15 protein-coding genes are annotated in these 17144 nt (G+C 63.9%); all 15 read right to left on the bottom strand.

Annotation, left to right across the window (positions count from 1 at the left end):
- Window positions 1–37: 37 nt before the first annotated feature.
- Window positions 38–1099 carry a glycosyltransferase family A protein gene (locus C3B61_RS19260; protein ID WP_103462062.1) on the bottom strand — a complete coding sequence of 354 codons (1062 nt, stop codon included), beginning with the start codon at window positions 1097–1099 and terminating at the stop codon, window positions 38–40.
- Window positions 1100–2230, bottom strand: a complete 1131-nt coding sequence (locus C3B61_RS19255; protein WP_103462061.1) for a glycosyltransferase — start codon at window positions 2228–2230, stop codon at window positions 1100–1102. It lies immediately after the preceding gene.
- Window positions 2227–3069, bottom strand: coding sequence for a glycosyltransferase family 2 protein (locus tag C3B61_RS19250; RefSeq protein ID WP_103462060.1), 843 nt, complete (start codon window positions 3067–3069; stop codon window positions 2227–2229). The genes C3B61_RS19255 and C3B61_RS19250 overlap by 4 nt, the downstream gene beginning before the upstream one ends.
- The gene (locus C3B61_RS19245) at window positions 3066–4193 is read right to left on the bottom strand and encodes a glycosyltransferase family 4 protein (protein ID WP_103462059.1); all 1128 of its coding nucleotides are present in this window, start codon (window positions 4191–4193) and stop codon (window positions 3066–3068) included. Before C3B61_RS19245 ends, C3B61_RS19250 begins: the two co-directional genes overlap by 4 nt.
- Window positions 4190–4747, bottom strand: coding sequence for an acyltransferase (locus C3B61_RS19240; RefSeq protein ID WP_241990487.1), 558 nt, complete (start codon window positions 4745–4747; stop codon window positions 4190–4192). Before C3B61_RS19240 ends, C3B61_RS19245 begins: the two co-directional genes overlap by 4 nt.
- 3 nt (window positions 4748–4750) lie before the next feature.
- Window positions 4751–5317, bottom strand: a complete 567-nt coding sequence (locus tag C3B61_RS20360) for a WecB/TagA/CpsF family glycosyltransferase (protein WP_165787873.1) — start codon at window positions 5315–5317, stop codon at window positions 4751–4753.
- A gap of 289 nt (window positions 5318–5606) precedes the next feature.
- A complete protein-coding gene (locus C3B61_RS19230) occupies window positions 5607–7055 on the bottom strand; it encodes a sugar transferase (protein ID WP_103462056.1) in 1449 nt (482 codons plus the stop codon).
- The gene (locus C3B61_RS19590) at window positions 7046–8029 is read right to left on the bottom strand and encodes a beta propeller repeat protein (RefSeq protein ID WP_133159718.1); all 984 of its coding nucleotides are present in this window, start codon (window positions 8027–8029) and stop codon (window positions 7046–7048) included. Before C3B61_RS19590 ends, C3B61_RS19230 begins: the two co-directional genes overlap by 10 nt.
- A gap of 9 nt (window positions 8030–8038) precedes the next feature.
- Window positions 8039–8644, bottom strand: coding sequence for an arsenate reductase/protein-tyrosine-phosphatase family protein (locus tag C3B61_RS19225; protein ID WP_165787872.1), 606 nt, complete (start codon window positions 8642–8644; stop codon window positions 8039–8041).
- Window positions 8644–10086, bottom strand: a complete 1443-nt coding sequence (locus C3B61_RS19220) for a tyrosine-protein kinase domain-containing protein (protein WP_103462054.1) — start codon at window positions 10084–10086, stop codon at window positions 8644–8646. Before C3B61_RS19220 ends, C3B61_RS19225 begins: the two co-directional genes overlap by 1 nt.
- Before the next feature lie 177 nt (window positions 10087–10263).
- Window positions 10264–12657 carry an ATP-binding protein gene (locus C3B61_RS19215; protein WP_103462053.1) on the bottom strand — a complete coding sequence of 798 codons (2394 nt, stop codon included), beginning with the start codon at window positions 12655–12657 and terminating at the stop codon, window positions 10264–10266.
- Window positions 12654–13304 carry a response regulator transcription factor gene (locus C3B61_RS19210; RefSeq protein ID WP_103431518.1) on the bottom strand — a complete coding sequence of 217 codons (651 nt, stop codon included), beginning with the start codon at window positions 13302–13304 and terminating at the stop codon, window positions 12654–12656. The genes C3B61_RS19215 and C3B61_RS19210 overlap by 4 nt, the downstream gene beginning before the upstream one ends.
- 70 nt (window positions 13305–13374) lie before the next feature.
- Entirely contained in the window at window positions 13375–14097 is a 723-nt protein-coding gene (locus tag C3B61_RS19205; protein ID WP_088455154.1) for a thymidine kinase, read from the bottom strand.
- Between the two features lie 78 nt (window positions 14098–14175).
- On the bottom strand, window positions 14176–15513 hold the full coding sequence (locus tag C3B61_RS19200; protein ID WP_103462052.1) for a hypothetical protein: 1338 nt from the start codon (window positions 15511–15513) through the stop codon (window positions 14176–14178).
- On the bottom strand, window positions 15510–16841 hold the full coding sequence (locus tag C3B61_RS19830; protein ID WP_165787871.1) for a sensor histidine kinase: 1332 nt from the start codon (window positions 16839–16841) through the stop codon (window positions 15510–15512). Before C3B61_RS19830 ends, C3B61_RS19200 begins: the two co-directional genes overlap by 4 nt.
- Window positions 16842–17144 lie beyond the last annotated feature (303 nt).

Here is a 17144-nt window from a genome sequence, read left to right as displayed (position 1 = left end):
CAGGTGGCACCTGAATGAAGTGTTCGCGCAACGAGAGTCATTGGGTGGCACGCCGTACGCGCGGGAGCTTTCGAATCGATCGGGTCCTGGATCGGATGTTCGGTCCTTGGATGAAGAGCACGCTTTCTCTTTCGGCGGCCCCGTAATGGCTCAGCAAGGCTTGAAATCTGAGCGTCTCTGCCGGCGATTTGAGCGCCCTGGTCGAACCAGCTTCGAGAGGCGAATCGAATCTGATCGGCAGGTAGGCAGCGAGAAGGCGCTTCTCGATCCTGGCTCTCAGGATTAGGTCATGATCGTCATTCCCGAGGAAGAATGCGGAAGTGTCGAATCCCCCGAGGGATGAGTAATTGTCTCGAGAGAAGGCGAGCGGACCACGCATGACTGTCTCGTGAACGTAAAGGTAATTGGACTTAGTCACCGGAGCCGGGAGGTCGACGAGATCCCCGACACGCCCGATACTGTCTGACAGCAAGTACTCCGCCAAGGTGGGAATGTAGGTGCCTCTTCGACCGTTCCGCCACTTTGCAATGCGCATGACCAAGGCAGCCATCATTCGCGCGAGACGAGTCGAGTTGAGTCTGAAGTGAGGAAGTCGAGAGAGTCGATGGGCCCCGCGGCCACTTATCGCGAAGACATCCGGGTTCAATGCAAGAGCCTCGGAGAGTTCCTCGTCGAATCCTGGGTGTTGAATCGACATGTCCGCCTGGATCTCAATGATGAGAGGTGAAAACGATAGGTGGATGCCGATTGAGTCGGAGAGCGTCTCGAATACGCCTTCCCGGATGTCCACGACAACAACGCGCACCGTTCGCGCAGGGTGATCTCGGACCTTCGCGAACCAGCCCATGATCTTTTCGAGCGAGCCGTCAGTACAACCGTCAGCGATTACGACAATCTCGTGATCAAGCGCCGCGTGTTCTCGAATCAGCTCCAGATTTCCAACAATCATGGACTCTTGATTATGAACGGGGATGATGAAGGATGCCACGGGATCGATTGAGTCGCCGTAGGTCTCCTCGTGTACCTGAATTTTCATCTCATCGTCGAACGCGCCCGATGGGAATGGGAAGGATTTGAGTAGGAATTCGGTCGTTTGCATTTAACGCACACTGCTTCCAACGTCGGCTGCCTGGCGGTACAAGTGAACGTATTCAGCAACACCTCTTGCTGCGCTGAAGTCAGGCGGAGCCTCGCCAGCTTGGATCCGCAGTTTCTCAAGCGAAGTTTCGTCAAGCGCTGCCGACCAAGAGTCCAGATTGTTGCTGACTAGTCGCACTCGACGGACCGTCGCTGCCCAACGCAAGCCCGCTACGTCGCTCACCAGCGCTGGCAGGCCCGCAGTCATTGCTTCCGCGAGCGAAACGGGCATTCCTTCTTGAGTGGAGGGCATAACAAAAAGGGAGGCTTGCTTCAAGCTCTCGGTTGGGGCGGCGGTACCCCGGGAACGCAGCCGTCCGGCAGCGCTAAACCGATCAAGCCATTCACGTTCGTCCGCGCTGGCGTGAGATTCGTCTCCATGGTGATAGAGATCGAAGCCACCACTAAAGAGGAGCCCGAGAACCAGGTCATGGTTCTTTATCGCGGAACAGTTGCCTACAATCAACGCGCTCTGGGTTTCATCCGCGACCGGCTGCGGGAGATTCTGCGGGGTAACACTAATGTCGTCAGCTACCCAGTTATAGATCAGCGTAGTTTCGCGCCCGTATTGGGCCTCGTTTTCCTGAACATCTGGCGAAGGAACCACTACAAAGCGAGCTACGGCGTCTCCTATTGCGGATTGAATCCGCCGCGATAGCCGTGTACGCCCAATCGGTGTAAACACATTGTGCACGGTTCGAATCACTGCTGGACCACGCGAGCAAAATACGGTCGAGAGGGTAGAGATCGCGTACCCTCCCTCACTATGTATATGGAGCACATCCGGCGATGTTCTTCTAATGAGCCGGCGGAGGGCTACCGCCCCTTTCAGGGTACGGACCGAGGGTATGGACACTACCTCGTATCCAGCTGCACTCAATTCGTTTAAATAGGGATGGTCTTCACCCTGGCCGACAACGAGAGCCTCAACTCCATGGTGCGCGAAGTGTTCGGCACCAGAGACCAGCATCCGTTCCATACCGCTGGGGTTGAGAGCCCCAAGCAAGTGAATTACCCTTATTTTTCGCACGTTGTTGCTCTTATCTCGCCTAGCATCTCCGCCGTCAGCCCTATTCTTGACATTGTCAGTCATCGCAAAGAACCAATGACTTGCATCCTTCGCGCCCACCAGAGTATGTAGGTGGCAGCAACGACCAGCCTCCACGAACGCTTGTGACTCTTTCCAAGAATTCGGCGCAGCGACGGGTAATTGCCGCCGCCCTTTGGGCCCCGGAAAGCAGCCCAATCATCCCTTACCGTCCCGCGAGACGGAATCGCATTGCGCGCACATGCACCGTAGGTCCCGGGTGCCAGCACAATGGGGATGTTGAGACGCGCGGATCGCAACCCGTAATCGATATCCGCGAATGCATGGGAAAACCCACCGTCGATCCCGCCAATGAGGCGCGCCGTTTCGTGAGGGACAGCAACTAGGTTGCCATTGAATGTATCAGCGGGCCGGCAGGCATCCTGAGGGGTTATGACCGAGAACTTCAGCGGATGCCTCCCGCTTTTTTTCAGCCCGGAGTAGGTCACGTCGCCAGATAGCGGGTCTCGCATTGCCCCAACAATCACTGCTCCGGGATTCCGAGTAATGGCATCCGCTAGGGCGAGGAACGCGCCGAGATCAAGTTCGACATCGTCATTCAGCCACAGCAGGAAGCTGTCTGTCGAAGTCTCCGGAGATCTCAGTGTCACCTCTTCGGCAACGGCCATGCTCTTCGCCCAAAAAGCACTTCCGTCACCGCGCAAGATCTGGATGGATTGAGGCATCGCCTCGAGCGCCGCGCCAGTTCCATCGGTGGACCCGTCGTCGAAAACCGTGAACGAGATCTGAATTCCAGCGAAATCCGCCGCGTCCTGCGCACGCTCGATCGCACGAACGGTGAGAGGCTTCCTGTTGTGGCAAGCCATCAGCACAATAAAATTCATTGTTGGCCCACCTCCAAAGCCCGGCGGATGCCGCGCAAGAAGTTCTGGACCATGACCTCGACGCTGTATGTCTCGCCCGCCAACGCGCAGTTCGCCTTCAGGGAAGACAGCCGGGCGTGGTCCCGAAGCACCGCATCAAGTGCGGTCGCGTACGTGTGCGCGTTGTCCTTTGTCACAACAGCGTTCACCCCATCCTCTAGATACTCGAATTCTGGCGCGTGCCACGGCCAGTCAGTCGTTATAACTGGCAGTCGGGCGGCGAAGGCATCAACTGCGACGAGGCCAACTCGACCGGGCATCGCCATCACTTGTGAAGCCGCCATGGCAACTGCCTTTGAGGCACCAAAAACTGGTCCTAAGAAGATCAACCATGGACGCTCGACCTGAAAACGCTCCACGATCTCCCGCTCATCGCCATCCCCTGCGATGACGAGCCGGAAGTCGCTGTCCATCGTGTGTGCGATTTCTCCGGCTTCGAGTAGGAACTGAATTCGTTTTGAGCCGTCTAAGCCGCCGACGAAAAGTGCCGTTTTGCCCTTTAGATCGTGCGAGTTGTTGAATGCACTAATGTCCTCGGCGCGGATGTCATCGATTGATCGTTTCAGCACCGTCGTATCAATGGAGTTCTGAACAACTGTCACGCGATCACTTGGAAAGCCTGCCGCCACGACGGCTTTTGCGCCGCCGTCCGTATAGGCGAAAAACCAGCGCCCACGTCGTGTCAGCCATTGTTTCAGATGCTCCTGGCTACGGCTCACGCGAACCGTGAAAGTGCGCCCGTGACCCCAGAAAGCGACGGGCGTCTTGCGCCGCCCAGCCACAAGAAAATACGTTTCGATATTTCGGACAGCCTGCTCGACGACAATTAGGTCGTACGGTCCGCCATCTCGAAGTTGTCGTACGTCCTTGTAGGAAACGTCCCGTCCTCGGATCGAAAGAAACCGAGTTCTTAGGAGCCGAGCCGACGGGGACGAGACTGAGTCATTTCGAGCGCGCCATTCCCTCGGAGTTTCGCCGTAGTAGACGTGCACCTCGACTCCTACACGGTGCGCTTCGTGGACCAGCAGCTCGAAAAAGTGCTTTCGATACTGCGGCAGCCACGGGTGAATGATTGCGATCCTCAAGACTCTTCCTCTACTTGACCCACGAGAATTCGATGGCCGGCCGCAGTCAGGGCTGCCCAGTGAAGGGCAAGATCGTCTTCGCTAAATCGCTGCCCCACAACCCTTGCCGGATTGCCGACAACTATGGAGTTGGAGGGAACATCCCCTACTACAACCGCTCCAGAGCCAATAACTGAGCTGTCGCCAATAGATACCCCGGACAGGACTATGGCGCCGTACCCGAGCCACACATCCGAGCCAATTACCGTCTCGCGGCTCAAGGACTCTGGGAAATCACCAACCCATCGACTTCGCCTGACACTGGAACCCAGGTCGTGAAGATCATGGTCACTTCGCCCAACGAGTCCCGCAAGGTTCGCGAAGAGTACGCCGTCACCAATCTTGCCATCAACCTCAATCGTGACGTTCTTCCCCACGTACACGTCTTTGCCGATGGCGAGCGATTGCGGTGCCCAGATGGTTGACCCCGGCCCGACGTGGAACCCAGAACCGATGGTCACATTGGCACGTACAGCGATCCGGCGCATGATGCAGTTAACGAGTCGACGCAGCACCTATTACTCCAACCGCGTGGGCGCGAAAATTGCCGCCTTCAGGAATCGGGCGTTTCCGAACAAGTAACGTCTCCAGAGCCGTTTAGGCTCTCTGATCAAGCGGTAGGACCACTCAAGACCGAGTGTGGTCATCCAACGGGGTGCCTCCCGGAGTGTGCCCGCTGCAAAGTCGAAAGCAGCACCGATTGCGATTGCCACGACCGGAAGGCTTTCTGCCAAACGCATCGCTTCAAAATCTTGTTTCGGAGTGCCCAGGCCAACCCAAACGATGTCCGCTCCGCTGTGCCGAATTCGATCGTCTTGCTCTGCATACTCCGTTTTCGACAAGGGACGAAAGTGTGGGCTCTCGGTACCGACTATCTCGACACCCGGGTGGAGCTCTCGTAGGCGGCGCTCCAGCTGAGACAGTACATCTGGAGTAGAACCCAGTAGATAGTGCCGCACACCGCTTGACCGTCCCTGATCGAAAACATCTAGGAACAGCTGGGGACCACGGACCTGCCTGAGCCTGGGTGAGTGTCGCTTTAAGCGCGATACCCATCCGATCGGTTTCCCGTCGGGAAAGTTCACGGCCGGCCTTGCCAGAACCTGCCTATACTCGGCTGACTTGTCCGCAAGCGCGATCGTGTAGGCGTTAGCGAGATGTACGTGCCGGCCTTGCCCTTCTTGCACCAAATCGAGAATTCGTCGGCAGGCGAGTTGGGGGTCACTGACTGCGAACGAGACGGGGCCAACCCGTTGCAGGTCGGCGCTCTCTGCCTGTTGTATTACGTCTGACTTCAAAACTGGCTCATATCTGTTGGTTCAGGGCGGTCGCACTTTTCGGATGTCTGATGGCTTCCAGCGCGGAACAGAAAGGTCAATACGCTCCGGCTGGACGAAGGATCGCTCGGATAGTGCGGTAAAGAATGATCACGTCGCCGGTGGGAGACCAGTTCTCGACGTAATACAAGTCGAGTCTGATGCTGTCCTCCCAGGAGAGGTCCGAACGCCCGCTCACTTGCCAAAGCCCCGTGATGCCTGGCTTAACGAGCAGTCGTCGACGTGCCGAACCGTCGTAAGACTCGACCTCGCGAGCGAGAGGAGGGCGCGGCCCCACGAGCGCCATGTCGCCTCGGAACACGTTGATAAGCTGCGGGAGCTCATCAAGGCTGTAGCGGCGCAGCACGGATCCGACCTTGGTAACTCTGGGGTCTGCCCTAAGTTTGAACAACACACCGTTGCCGTCGGACTGATCCAGCAGAGTCGGCAGCTGGGCCTCAGCATCTGCAACCATTGAGCGAAATTTGATCATTCTGAAGACGTTGCCGTTCAACCCCACACGTTCCTGATGAAACCAGACCGGGCCGGCACTGTCTCGACGCACCGCGACAATAATCCACAAGAAAATAGGACTAAGGACCAGGAGGCCTAGGCCAGAGGCGATGAGGTCGAAGGCCCGTTTTGCGGAGTGCCGGGCCCCCTCGAATGAAGGAAAGTCAACCTGAATGAGGGGCAACCCGGAAACCTGACGTGCATGGATTCGTGGGCCAGCTATGTCGGTCAGTGCCGGTGCCATAATGAGGTCTACCTTGAGCACTTCAAGTTCCCAGCCGAGCTCGCGCAGCTTCCTCGGTCCGAAATTATCGGCTCCAGTGAAGATAACTGTATCGGCGCCGACCCGCTGAATCGACTCGAGAATCTGGCTGAAGTCCCCCAGGACTGGAACACCGTCGACAAGATTCTGCGCGACACTTCCGTTCTCCGTTACGGCTCCGACTACGGAAAGTCCCGCTGCCATATCACGGCGGATGCCAACAACGACATGGACACATTTGTCCCGTTCCCCCACAACGATGGTCCGATGTACAAAGCGACCCTCGCGGCGCCGCGCGACGAGCCATTGCCGCCATCCCCAACGGCCGAGTAGAAGCAAGATGAGCCCGATCGGTAGCGCCGTGAGGAAGTACCCACGAGCCAAGTCCACCTTGAGCAAGAACACGACTATCGCGGTAATACCAAATATCCGAGCGCTCGCGTCCAGAATGCGTTTGTACTCGGTACTCCCGGTTCCAATGGTCTTGTGATCACGAGTGGCGTAGTACTCGAGTGCCAGCATCCAGAACACAATCAGACCTAAGGAGACGAGAGTGTAGCCGAACGTGAAATCGGCAATATTCTCGATTGGAATGCGCAATTCCGAGCGTCGCGAACCAAACCACAGGACTTGGCTACCCAAGACCACCCCGATGATGACTGCGAGGTCCGTGAAGAAAAGCCGGGCCGCGTAGGCACGCTGCCAGCTCAACGTGTAGCTCTTCACCCCCACGTCGCACCGCCATCTGCAGACCGTGCGAACCTGTCGCCTGCCCAGAGCCACAGCATGCCGTCGTCGCTTGCAGAGAGAGCTGTCTCACCCGTGCCGACAATCGCATCAACGCAGGGCCGGGGCGTGGCGTCGACTGCACCGTCTTGGGACACGCCAACCAGCGAGATACCGACACAACCCGCCGGATTTGCAACTGCGACCTGGAATCCCTCGTTCGTTGCCGCAATGGCCGCCGCGCCCGGAACAGCGGCCGGGGCAGACCATGTAGCGCCAGCGTCCTGGGTGGTGACTACCGAAGCGTCAATGCATAGCACGGCAGCACTGGAGTTATCCGCGGCCGCTAGGGTGGCCACCGAAACACACGGAGCGACCACATCGCCCACCGGGGTATGCACTGTGTTTGAGGTAGCCGGGTCCACGTACCACTCCGCCGTGACGCGATCTGGGTAGGCCTTCCATGCATCACCCGCGACGAAGGTCGTGACGAGTTGGGGTGCGCAGTCCACAGCGTCGAGGGTCACCATTGACATCTCCGCGGCGTCGGCGACATAAATCGCCAAGATGGACGACGCGCTCGCTTCGGTCGAAGCATTGAAGCTCTCCCAGGTCGCGCCGGAGTCCGTAGTGAGTTCAAGATTGGCTGCGGCAGACGGGCAGGTTCCGGTTGAAGCACGCCAAGCTGTTGACGCGTCAAGGGCGCCGAGGATTCGGGATGGTACGCCTGTCGCTGTGGCAGTGATCTCAACAGGCTCAACCTCCGGGGCTGGCGTGGCCTCGGGGGTCGCAACCTGTGGAGGACTAGCGGTCGGCACAGCCGCCACCGTTCCTGCGCTGGGCGCGGGCTTAGGAGCCGTCAGGGCGAACGCGACCAGGCCGGCGTCGACAAGCAGGAAAACGGCCAGACCGGCGACAAGAAAGCCTCGGCGGGTGCGGTTGTTGCGGTTCTTGCGGCTGCTGGGTTTGCTTGCGCCCATGGTGCCCCCCTAGGGCTGATGAACTCTGGTGGATCTGTGGAACAGTGACACGACTTCGTTCACAGCTGGGACAAGCTGGCGGGCGGATTCGGCGTAGACCTCATCGCTGCGGCGGTAAGGGTCTACGACGTCGTCATCGTCGGGTGATTCGGGCGGATTCACGGCCCCGCGCTGTGACGCCGCGAAACCCACCAGTGTGGAGAACCGACCGACAACGTCATGCAACGGAAGCGCCGCGGCCTCTTCGAGGTCTTCGTCGGTGACTCCATTGACGAGTCTCGCGAATTCACGAATGGTGAACGTGTACCGAATGGCGCGCGGGTAGAGTTCCACGATCGCGCGCCGATGTTCCCTCGACATGGCGAAGACCAGATCAGCCTCGCTGAGATGCTCCGCTGTGAGGACTCGTGCAACGTGCAGCGACGGGTCGCCGCCGAAGTGCCGGGACAGGTCGGCGGCTTCGTAGGGCATCGCCTGGCCGGTTAAGCCGATCGTGCCGGCGCTCCCGAGCGCAACCTCGGGCCACCGTACTAGACCTACCCGGAGCAATTGCTCGGCGAGAGGCGACCGACAGATGTTTCCGGAGCATACCGTGAGGATAGTGAAGCTAGCCACTACGCAGTCCTCCGTCGCGTCTTGCCGAAGCTGCGACGGCCAGGCACGTCGCGCACCTCCACGGATTTCTCTTCTTCGAGGGCCGTGCCATAGCTGTACTGGCCGTACCCATAGGAATCGGGGCCCTTGGTGGGGAGCATCGTGATGACCATGCCCACCAGTCGACTACCGGCCCGTTCGAGGGCCTTCAGCGCACTCGACAGTTCGTTGCGCTTGGTGCGCCCTGAAGCTACAACCATGATTGCGCCACCGCAAAGCTTGCTGAGTACAGCCGCATCCGTGACCAGAAGCAAGGGCGGGGCGTCAATGAGCACAACGTCAAACTCTTCAGTGAGCACCGCTAGCAAATTGGCCATGGCAGCGGAACCAAGCAACTCGCTCGGGTTCGGGGGCACACGCCCGCTGGGCAATACGAACAACTTGTTCTTGCCCCATTTTTGCATGACGTCGGCGAGTTCGGCCCGGCCGATCAGTACGTCGGTGAGGCCGACCCCACCCTCGATGCCCATGTACTCAGCCACGCGAGGCAGCCGAAGGTCGCCGTCGACGAGAACAACGCGGGCCCCGGTCTCGGCCAGGGCGATGGCGAGGTTGGCAGTGGTGGTGCTCTTGCCCTCGCCCGGGATGGAGCTCGTGACAACGAAGCTGCGAGGGCCGCCCTCGATGTTGACGAACTGGAGGTTGGTGCGCAGGCTGCGGAAGGACTCTGCACGCGGGTTTTTTGGATCGGAGTGGACGACGAGCGGTCGGAGTCGCGCGTCAGGGTCGTTCGTGATGCCACCGAGCATTGGCGCATCTGTTACAAGATCGATGTCGTGCAAGGAATGGATGCGAGTGTCGAGAACGCTGCGAAGCACGGCGAACCCGATACCCAATGCAAGACCGACTAGTAGACCAAGCACAATATTCAGCGGTACGTTCGGACTTGCCGGGGAGCCTGGGACGAGTGCGGGCTGGATGGTTTCGATCTTCACCGGGCTCACGGCCTCGCCGTCGGGTTTCTCAAGCTGATCGACCACGATCTGGCTGAAGTTCTGACCCACAGCGTTTGCGATCTTGGCAGCGAGTACCGGATCGTCGTTGGTGACGGAGACGTCGATCAGCACCGTGTTCAACGGCGAAGATGCAGCAACCATTCCGGCAAGCTGCGCGGCGCTGATGTCGAGGTCAAGGTCGGTGATGACTTCGTCCAGAACGATGGCACTGTTCACGACGTCGACATATGAGGTCACGGCCTGACGGGCGAAACTGGTTCCAGCAACAAGCTCGCCACTTCCCGCGTCCCCGGAGGACTTGACGGACACGTAGAGCTGAGTGCTAGCGACGTAAGTGGGAGTCGTAGCAATCGCAGCGCCGGCTGCGGCCGCCACGCCGACCAGAGTCAGAGCCAGAATCAGGATCCAACTCTTGTGGAAAATCCTCAGGTAGTCCTTTAGTTCCACGCGCGTTCCTTCGGTAAGTGCCTAGTCGAGAGGAACCGCTCGTTTGCATTATCCCCAGGGCCATCTTTGCACATCGCTCAACGGTGGCTTGTCTCAGCAGGGAGGAATCAGGCACAGGGAATCACCGGCGTAGACAGAAATTCCCGATCAAGTGCCTAGTTCTGGGGGTGAATCGCACTACTCAGGGGCGCGCAGGGTGCCGTCGGGGCCGACGGTGAGGATGCAGGGGGCGCCGGACTCGATCACGACGGTGGCAACATCCGCTCGGCGGGCCGGCAGCACCCGTACGGTGACGCGGCCGTGTTCGATGGTGTCGAGCACGTCGGCGACGGTGCGGGCGAGGGTCTCGAGCTGCTCGGGCGGGGTGTCGGCGCTGTCGTCGAGCACGGTGACCTCCACGCCGCGCTGCCGGGCCGCCTGGACGGCGTGGATGACCGGGGGCACGAACAGGCAGCGGCCGCGGATGGCGTCGCGGAGGCTGGCCTCGACGAGCAGGCACTGGGCGCGCTCCTCGGCCGTGAGGGCGTGTGGCTCGGCCAGCCGCAGCAGGGTGGGCCGGGCGAGGGCGTTGACCCGGCGCAGCTGGGCCTTGCGCTCGCGGATGGCCGCCACGGTAGTGGCGTCCTGCCGGGCGCGGGCCAGGTCGTCTTGGGTGAGCACCCGCAGGTCGCGTTCGGACCGGCCGAGCCCGACGACGAAGAGGCTGCCGGCGAGCAGGGTGCCGGCGTGCCGGCTGACCAGGTCCACCCCGACCATGGCCGACTGGCCGGTCTCGACCGCCCAGCCCACCGTGAGGAGGGCCAGCACCGCGTAGCCCATCCAGGCCGACCGGATCTGGCCGCGCGCGGCGAGCACCACCAGGATCAGGGTGATCGCGCCGAGGTGCCAGTGCGCGAACGGGGCCTCGTCGTGGGCGGGCAGGTAGCCGAACATCAGAATGGCGCCGACGCCGCTGAGGGTGAGGGCCACGGCCACCTGCGTGCGGGGGAAGGGGCGGTTCATGGGGCGCATCAGGGTGATGGCGGAGAGCACGATCGCGAGGTAGGCACCGAGCATCAGGGCCAGCGGCCGGCCGGGGACGATGTTGATGACGGCGAGCAGGCCGTGCACGAAGACGAAGAGGGCCAGGATGAGGCGGGCCATGGGGGTGGTGAGGTCGAGGGAGCGGGAGAGGAAGGTGGGGGTCTCGACAGGCTCGACCGACGGATGGGGCTCGACCGATGGGGTCTCGACAGGCTCGACCGACGGGGGTGGCATTGGTCGGATTGGCGTGCGATTCGCGGGCTCGCGGTCGGGGGCCCAGGCCACGACTACGTCGGTGCCGCGGCCGGGGGTGGAGCGCACGTGGGCGGCGCCGTCGGGCAACCGGGTCATGCGACCCAGGATGGACTCGGCGATGCCCAGCCGCTCCGGCGGAACCAGGGCCGGGTCGAAACCGACGCCGTCGTCGCTGACGGTGACCTGGAAGCCGTCGGTGGTGGAGAGCATCGTGACACGGCGGTGCACCGGTCGGGCGGGGTCCTGCCCCGCGGCCGAGTTGACCGAGTTGCGCAGGGCCTCGCCGACCGCGCCGAGGATGGCCGTCACCGCTGCCGACGGCACGGTGCGTTCGATGCCCGCCTCCTGGCCGGCGCGGGCCGGGTTGTCGACGCGCACCACGGCATCCGGAGCGATCTGCTGCGCTAGCGTGCCGATGCGGCGCGCGGCGTCGGAGACCAGCAGCACCGGCTGCGGCGGCGGGGAGCGCAGCGCATCGAGCTGGGTGAGGGTCTTGGACGCGTGGCCGGACACCACGGACGGCGGGGTGCGGCCCAGGCCCGCCATCAGCAGGGTGGAGATGACGCTGTCGTGCACCAGCGCGTCGATGCTCAGCCGCTCCTGCCGGCGGGCCACCCGCGCCGCCCGGTGCGCCTCGGCCTGCCGGGTGAGCAGGGTGGCCTCGTCGACGCGGGCCGAGGCGCGCCGGGCGGCCAGGGTGAACGCGACGAACACGCTGACCAGCAGCAGCGAGTAGAGGCCGTCGGCCAGGCCGATGAGGGCCGGGTTGGCCTCGGCGGAAGTGGTGAAACGCACAAAGCCGCTGAGCGTGGAGGTGAGCACCGTGAACGCCCACACCAGACGCGGCTGGGCGAAGACGGCCACGGCCACGCACGGCACCCCGGTGAAGGTGATCACCCAGGGGATGTCGGCGCCGGCGGGCAGGGGTGTGCCGCGAACGATGAGCCAGAAGCCGAGGATCCCGACGAAGCTGAGCGCCTCGGCCGCGACAATGCCCCGCCGGATGCGCGCCGACCCCCACCGGGCGCTCAGGCCCAGGGCGATCGGCAGGCCGAACGAGGCGGCCCAGGCGGCCGCAGCCAACGCGGAGTTCGGCCAGGCCTGCGCCAGGAACGACGGCAGTGAGAGCAGTCCGAAGATGCCGGCCGCGGCCGCCACGGCGATGCAGAGCAGCCGGGTGAGGTTGGCGGTGGCCGTGTGGGCCGGGCGCTCGGCGACCATGGGAATCGGGACGGTCGAGTCGGTGGCCTGCAGCGTGCCGGGGCTGCCCGTGCTGCCCGTCAGCGCGGTCATGAGCGGCCGGGCACCGGCAGGATGCCGTCCTCCAGCGCACGCTTGTACAGGTCGATTTTGGTGTTCGCCGGCCGGCCGACCCGCTCGTACTTCGACCGCACCCGGCGGATGTAGTCGACCACGGTGAGCTCGGACAGTCCGGTGTGCGAGGCCACCAGCGGGGCCTTGGCGCCGGCGGCGTAGAGCGAGAGCACCTCCCGCTCGCGGGGGCTCAGGCCGGCATCGGAGAGGTCGGGGTCGCCATCCAGCGCTGCCGCCCACTCGGTGGAGGCGATGGTGTCGCCGGCCGCTGCCCGGGTGACGGCGTCGAGCAAGACGTCGGTGGGTTCGGATTTGCGCACCACGCCGAGCACGCCGCTGCGGGCGGCGGCGCGCATGAGACCCGCGTCGTCACCGCCGGTGAACGCGAGCACGGCCGCGCCGGTGGCCCGTAGCCGGTCGACGTTGCCGGTGACGGTGGAGCCGTCGGAGAGGCGCAGGTCGAGGATCACCAGGTCGACCGGGGTCTCCCCTACCTCGGCCAGCAGCTCGGCGACCGTGGCGACGGTGGCCACCACCTCGATGTCGGGCAGGGTGGCGAACAGGCCGGCGAACCCGCGTGCCACGATCTCGTGGTCGTCGATCAGCGCAACGCGGAACCTGTGCATATCTGCCTCTTCTGCCGTGCGGAATCGAGTGCCCTGATAAATGACGGCTTTTGCCGCCGCGGATGCTTCCCTAGGGTGATGATGGGGAACTTGCCGGGGGGCAAGCTGGGGCGCTCTCGGTGGCCGGACTCGCTTCGTGCGAATCCACGCCGATTGAGCGCCCTCGCTCCGCCGGCTCCCGGCGTCGGTTGTTGAGCACGCCGTGGCTTTCCTCGAGGTAGCAGGAGCCGCAGAGCGACTCGTAGGTGACCTCGACGCCGTCGATGGCCACCTGGTCGCCGTCGAAGACGAACGCGCCGTCGACCTTGCGCCCGTTGAAGACGGCCTTTCGACCGCACCGGCAGATGGTCTTGAGTTCTTCGAGGCTGTGCGACACCTCGAGCAGCCGGCGGCTGCCGGGGAAGGCCACGGTCTGGAAGTCGGTGCGGATGCCGTAGGCGAGCACCGGGATGTTCTCGAGGATCGCGATGCGCAGCAGGTCGTCGACTTGGGTTTCGGTGAGGAACTGTGCCTCGTCGACGAGCAGGGCGCTGACGTCGAGCCCGGTGGTGGCCTCGGTCTCGTGCCGGTGCTGCTGGAACAGGGCGTAGGCATCCGTCTCGGGGGTCAGCAGAAAGTCGACGCCGCGGGTGACGCCCAGGCGGGAGAGGATGCCGCGGTCGCCCTTGGTGTCGACCGACGGCTTGGCCAGCAGCACCCGGTGGCCGCGCTCCTCATAGTTGTAGGCGGCCTGGAGCATCGAGGTGCTCTTGCCGCTGTTCATCGCCCCGTATCGGAAATACAGTTTCGCCATTACCGCCGGTACCGCCCTCTTATACGTCTTGTACGTCTTGTACGTCTTGTACGTCTTGTACGTCTAGTTTCTTGAGGTTCAGCGTACTTGGCGGGGCGGTTGCTTGGCGCGCACCCCGGCGGGGGTAGCCGGGGTGGCCAGGGCCTCCCGGGGCGGCCCGACCTGGTGCGGGTCGCGGGCGCCGTCGAACTCGATGGTGAGCGAGGGGCGCCGCACGGTGACCCGCACGTTGGCGAAGACCACCCGGATGACACCGAGGTAGGGGCGCAGCAGCGCGCGCACCTTGCGGGGCGGCAGGTCGAGGGCGGCCTGGATGGTGATGGTGTCGACCGGGACGGATGTCGGCGGTGCCGTTTTGATGAGGGTGGGCCGGGGGGCGGTGAGGGTGGCCGGGGCGGGCCGGGGCGGCGTGGGGGTGCTCGAGCCGGTGATCTGCACGACGAGGCTGTGCGGGTCGAAGCCGGGCGCGGCGCAGAGGGCCCCGATCAGGGCGGCGGTGGCGGCACGCTGTTCGGCGCGGAACGCCGTGGCCCGGTGCTCGGGGTCGGCCACGACGAGCAGGCCCGGCGTGCCGCGCTCGGCCAGGGCGGCACGTTCCCGGGTGGCCACGGAGTCCAGCCAGGTTCGGTCGATCTCGGCGACCAGGGTGCGGCGCACCTCGGCGGCGAGCTGGCCGGCCTGCGCCACGTCCAGGGCGGTGACGGTGCCACGCTCGAGAAGCTCGGCGAGGAACGGGATGACGCCGGACTTCAGGGCGGAGACCTGCTGCTCCACCACGGCCCGGGCCATCTGGCCGCGGGCTTCTTCGGTGCGGGCGACGATGGCCCGGCGGGCATCCGTCTGCCAGGCCAGGATCGAGCGCACGATGCGGCGCGAGTACGCGGCGCCGGCGGCGGTGGGCGCGAGGATCTGGGTAACCGAGACGATCGCGTACACGGCGACGGGGACATGCACTTCATAGGAGCCGGCTTGCGGGAGCGTGATTAGGATGGCGACGATGCTGGCGACGGCGCCGGAGAGGGCGATCTCCCGCCACGGCCGGTAGGGGGCCAGCGCCAGGAGGAGGAAGCCGATGCAGACCGGGCCGAAGTCGTCTTGGACGAGCAGGTTGTCGCCCCACCGGCTGAGCTGCTCGCAGACGTACCCGAGCAGGGCGAAGCCGGCCATGATCAGGTGGATCCGGCGGCCGAACGGCGACCGCGCCGGTTGGGTGCCGATCACCAGGGTGGCCGCTGCGGCGGCCATGGCCAGCACGGCGAGGGTGGCCATCAGGGGGTTTCGGATCTGGTCCTGTTGCAGGACCGTGGCGATCACCGAGTAGCAGAGCACGATCGAGGCGATCGCGGGCGACAGCGGCCAGGCGGCGAGGGTGCCCAGCGGGTCGAGGCGCTGCTGGGTGGCGCGGTGGGCGGTCACGGGGTGGCCTTGTCGGTGGGGGTGGTGGCTGGGGCGGTCTCGGTGGTCGAGGCGGGGGCTGTTTCGGCGGCGGCCGCAGCCGCGGCGGGGGCGGTTTCGGCAGCGACTTCGGCGGCCGCGGCGATGGTGCTCGGCACGATGGGCGGGGCGGGCAGGGTGAGTAACACCGAGGTGCCGGCGCCGGGACGGGACCAGATCACCACGGAGCCGCCGAGCCGTTCGATGCGTTTGCGTACCGACTGGCGCAGCCCGAGCCTGTCGTTGCCGGTCTCGGACTCCATGAAGCCGCGGCCGGCGTCGAGCACCATCACCGAAACGTTCTGACCGTCGGCGTCGATGACCACTTCGGCGGTGACGATGCCGGCGTGCAGAAGCACGTTGACCAGGCATTGCTGAACCGCCAGGCCCAGTTCCTTGTCGCTCTGCGGGTCCAGGCGCGCCAGGGCCTCTTTGTCGCCGGTGATGTCGACGACGAGGCCACGGTCGCGCATGCGGTCGATGGCGCGGAACACGGCGCTGGACAGCCATCCGTCGTTGCCCGCCGCGGCGGCGGTGCGCTCGTCGACGTGGGTGAGCCAGTCGCGCTCGGCGAGGGTCTGCAGGGTTTCGCGGACGCCGGCCTCGAGGCCGCGGCTGAGCGGGCCGGGTTTGGCGCGGGCCACCGACACCAGCTGGTTAAGGGTGGTGTCGTGCATGAGGGCGATGGCGCGCACGTCGAAGTCGTGGCGCAGGATGCGGGACTCGTCGTCTTGCACGGCGCGGTGGATGGCGGGCTGGGCGGCGCGTCCGGTGCGGCGGGCGAGGCCGTCGAGCAGCATCACGCCGACCAGGAACAGGTAGGTGACGACGGTGAACACGTCGGGGCGGTCGGGTACGGGGGTCTGCGAGATGGCGAGGGTGGCGGCGGCCTCGGCGAGGAGGAAGCCCAGGGTGCTCCACAGCACGCCGACGAGCGCGCCGGTGCCGGCGCCGCCGACCATGATCAGGGCCATCTTGGGCAGCGAGATCAGGAACATGTCCGAGGACGGGAAGACGCCGGGCATGCCCAGCACCGCGCTGGTGAACAGGTAGGTGCACAGGGCGCCGACCAGCAGGTAGGCGATGGTCAGCGGCACCGTGCGCCAGCGGGCGAGGATCGCCAGCAGGGCGCCCATGCCGAGGATCGCGGCGACGGTGATCTGCAGCCGGTCGGTGACCGGGAACACGCTCAGCGCCAGGACCGAGAACAGGGCGCCGGCCAGGCAGACCAGGCCGAACCAGTGCGACGCCCGGGCCAGGGCACGGCTGAGCGTGGCCTTGACCAGGTGGTCGGGTAACCCAAGTGACATTGCGCCCTCTCCGCGTCTGATTATCTCAGGTGTGCGGGGGTTGGCGGGCAGCCGGTTCGACGGTGGTGTGCGCTCGGTGAGGGTCAAAACAGGGTGGGTGAGAATTCGGGCGGGAGTTCGGCGGCGATGAGGGACGACGGCGGAGAGTTGGGGTTGCTGTTGATCGAGCCCGTAGAGATCCCGTGAGCTAGCTCGCGAACGCATCCGCTCGCTCATTGAGCCTGTTCGTGGTCCTGATTGGAGGGTTTATTAGGATAAAGGTCGAAAAATAGGACCCTGTGTCCGATCCCGTCCTTGTAATCG

It is taken from the genome of Cryobacterium zongtaii (assembly GCF_002909375.1).
Classification (GTDB): domain Bacteria; phylum Actinomycetota; class Actinomycetes; order Actinomycetales; family Microbacteriaceae; genus Cryobacterium; species Cryobacterium zongtaii.
Note: the sequence above shows the minus strand (reverse complement) of the source record. Positions and strands in the feature narration are given on the sequence as shown.

Coding starts and splice junctions, on each gene's coding strand:
- C3B61_RS19255 (WP_103462061.1), bottom strand. CDS start 2,230: ATGACTGACAATGTCAAGAATAGGGCTGACGGCGGAGATGCTAGGCGA.
- C3B61_RS19215 (WP_103462053.1), bottom strand. CDS start 12,657: ATGACCGCGCTGACGGGCAGCACGGGCAGCCCCGGCACGCTGCAGGCC.
- C3B61_RS19260 (WP_103462062.1), bottom strand. CDS start 1,099: ATGCAAACGACCGAATTCCTACTCAAATCCTTCCCATTCCCATCGGGC.
- C3B61_RS19205 (WP_088455154.1), bottom strand. CDS start 14,097: ATGGCGAAACTGTATTTCCGATACGGGGCGATGAACAGCGGCAAGAGC.
- C3B61_RS19830 (WP_165787871.1), bottom strand. CDS start 16,841: ATGTCACTTGGGTTACCCGACCACCTGGTCAAGGCCACGCTCAGCCGT.
- C3B61_RS19210 (WP_103431518.1), bottom strand. CDS start 13,304: ATGCACAGGTTCCGCGTTGCGCTGATCGACGACCACGAGATCGTGGCA.
- C3B61_RS19590 (WP_133159718.1), bottom strand. CDS start 8,029: ATGGGCGCAAGCAAACCCAGCAGCCGCAAGAACCGCAACAACCGCACC.
- C3B61_RS19250 (WP_103462060.1), bottom strand. CDS start 3,069: ATGAATTTTATTGTGCTGATGGCTTGCCACAACAGGAAGCCTCTCACC.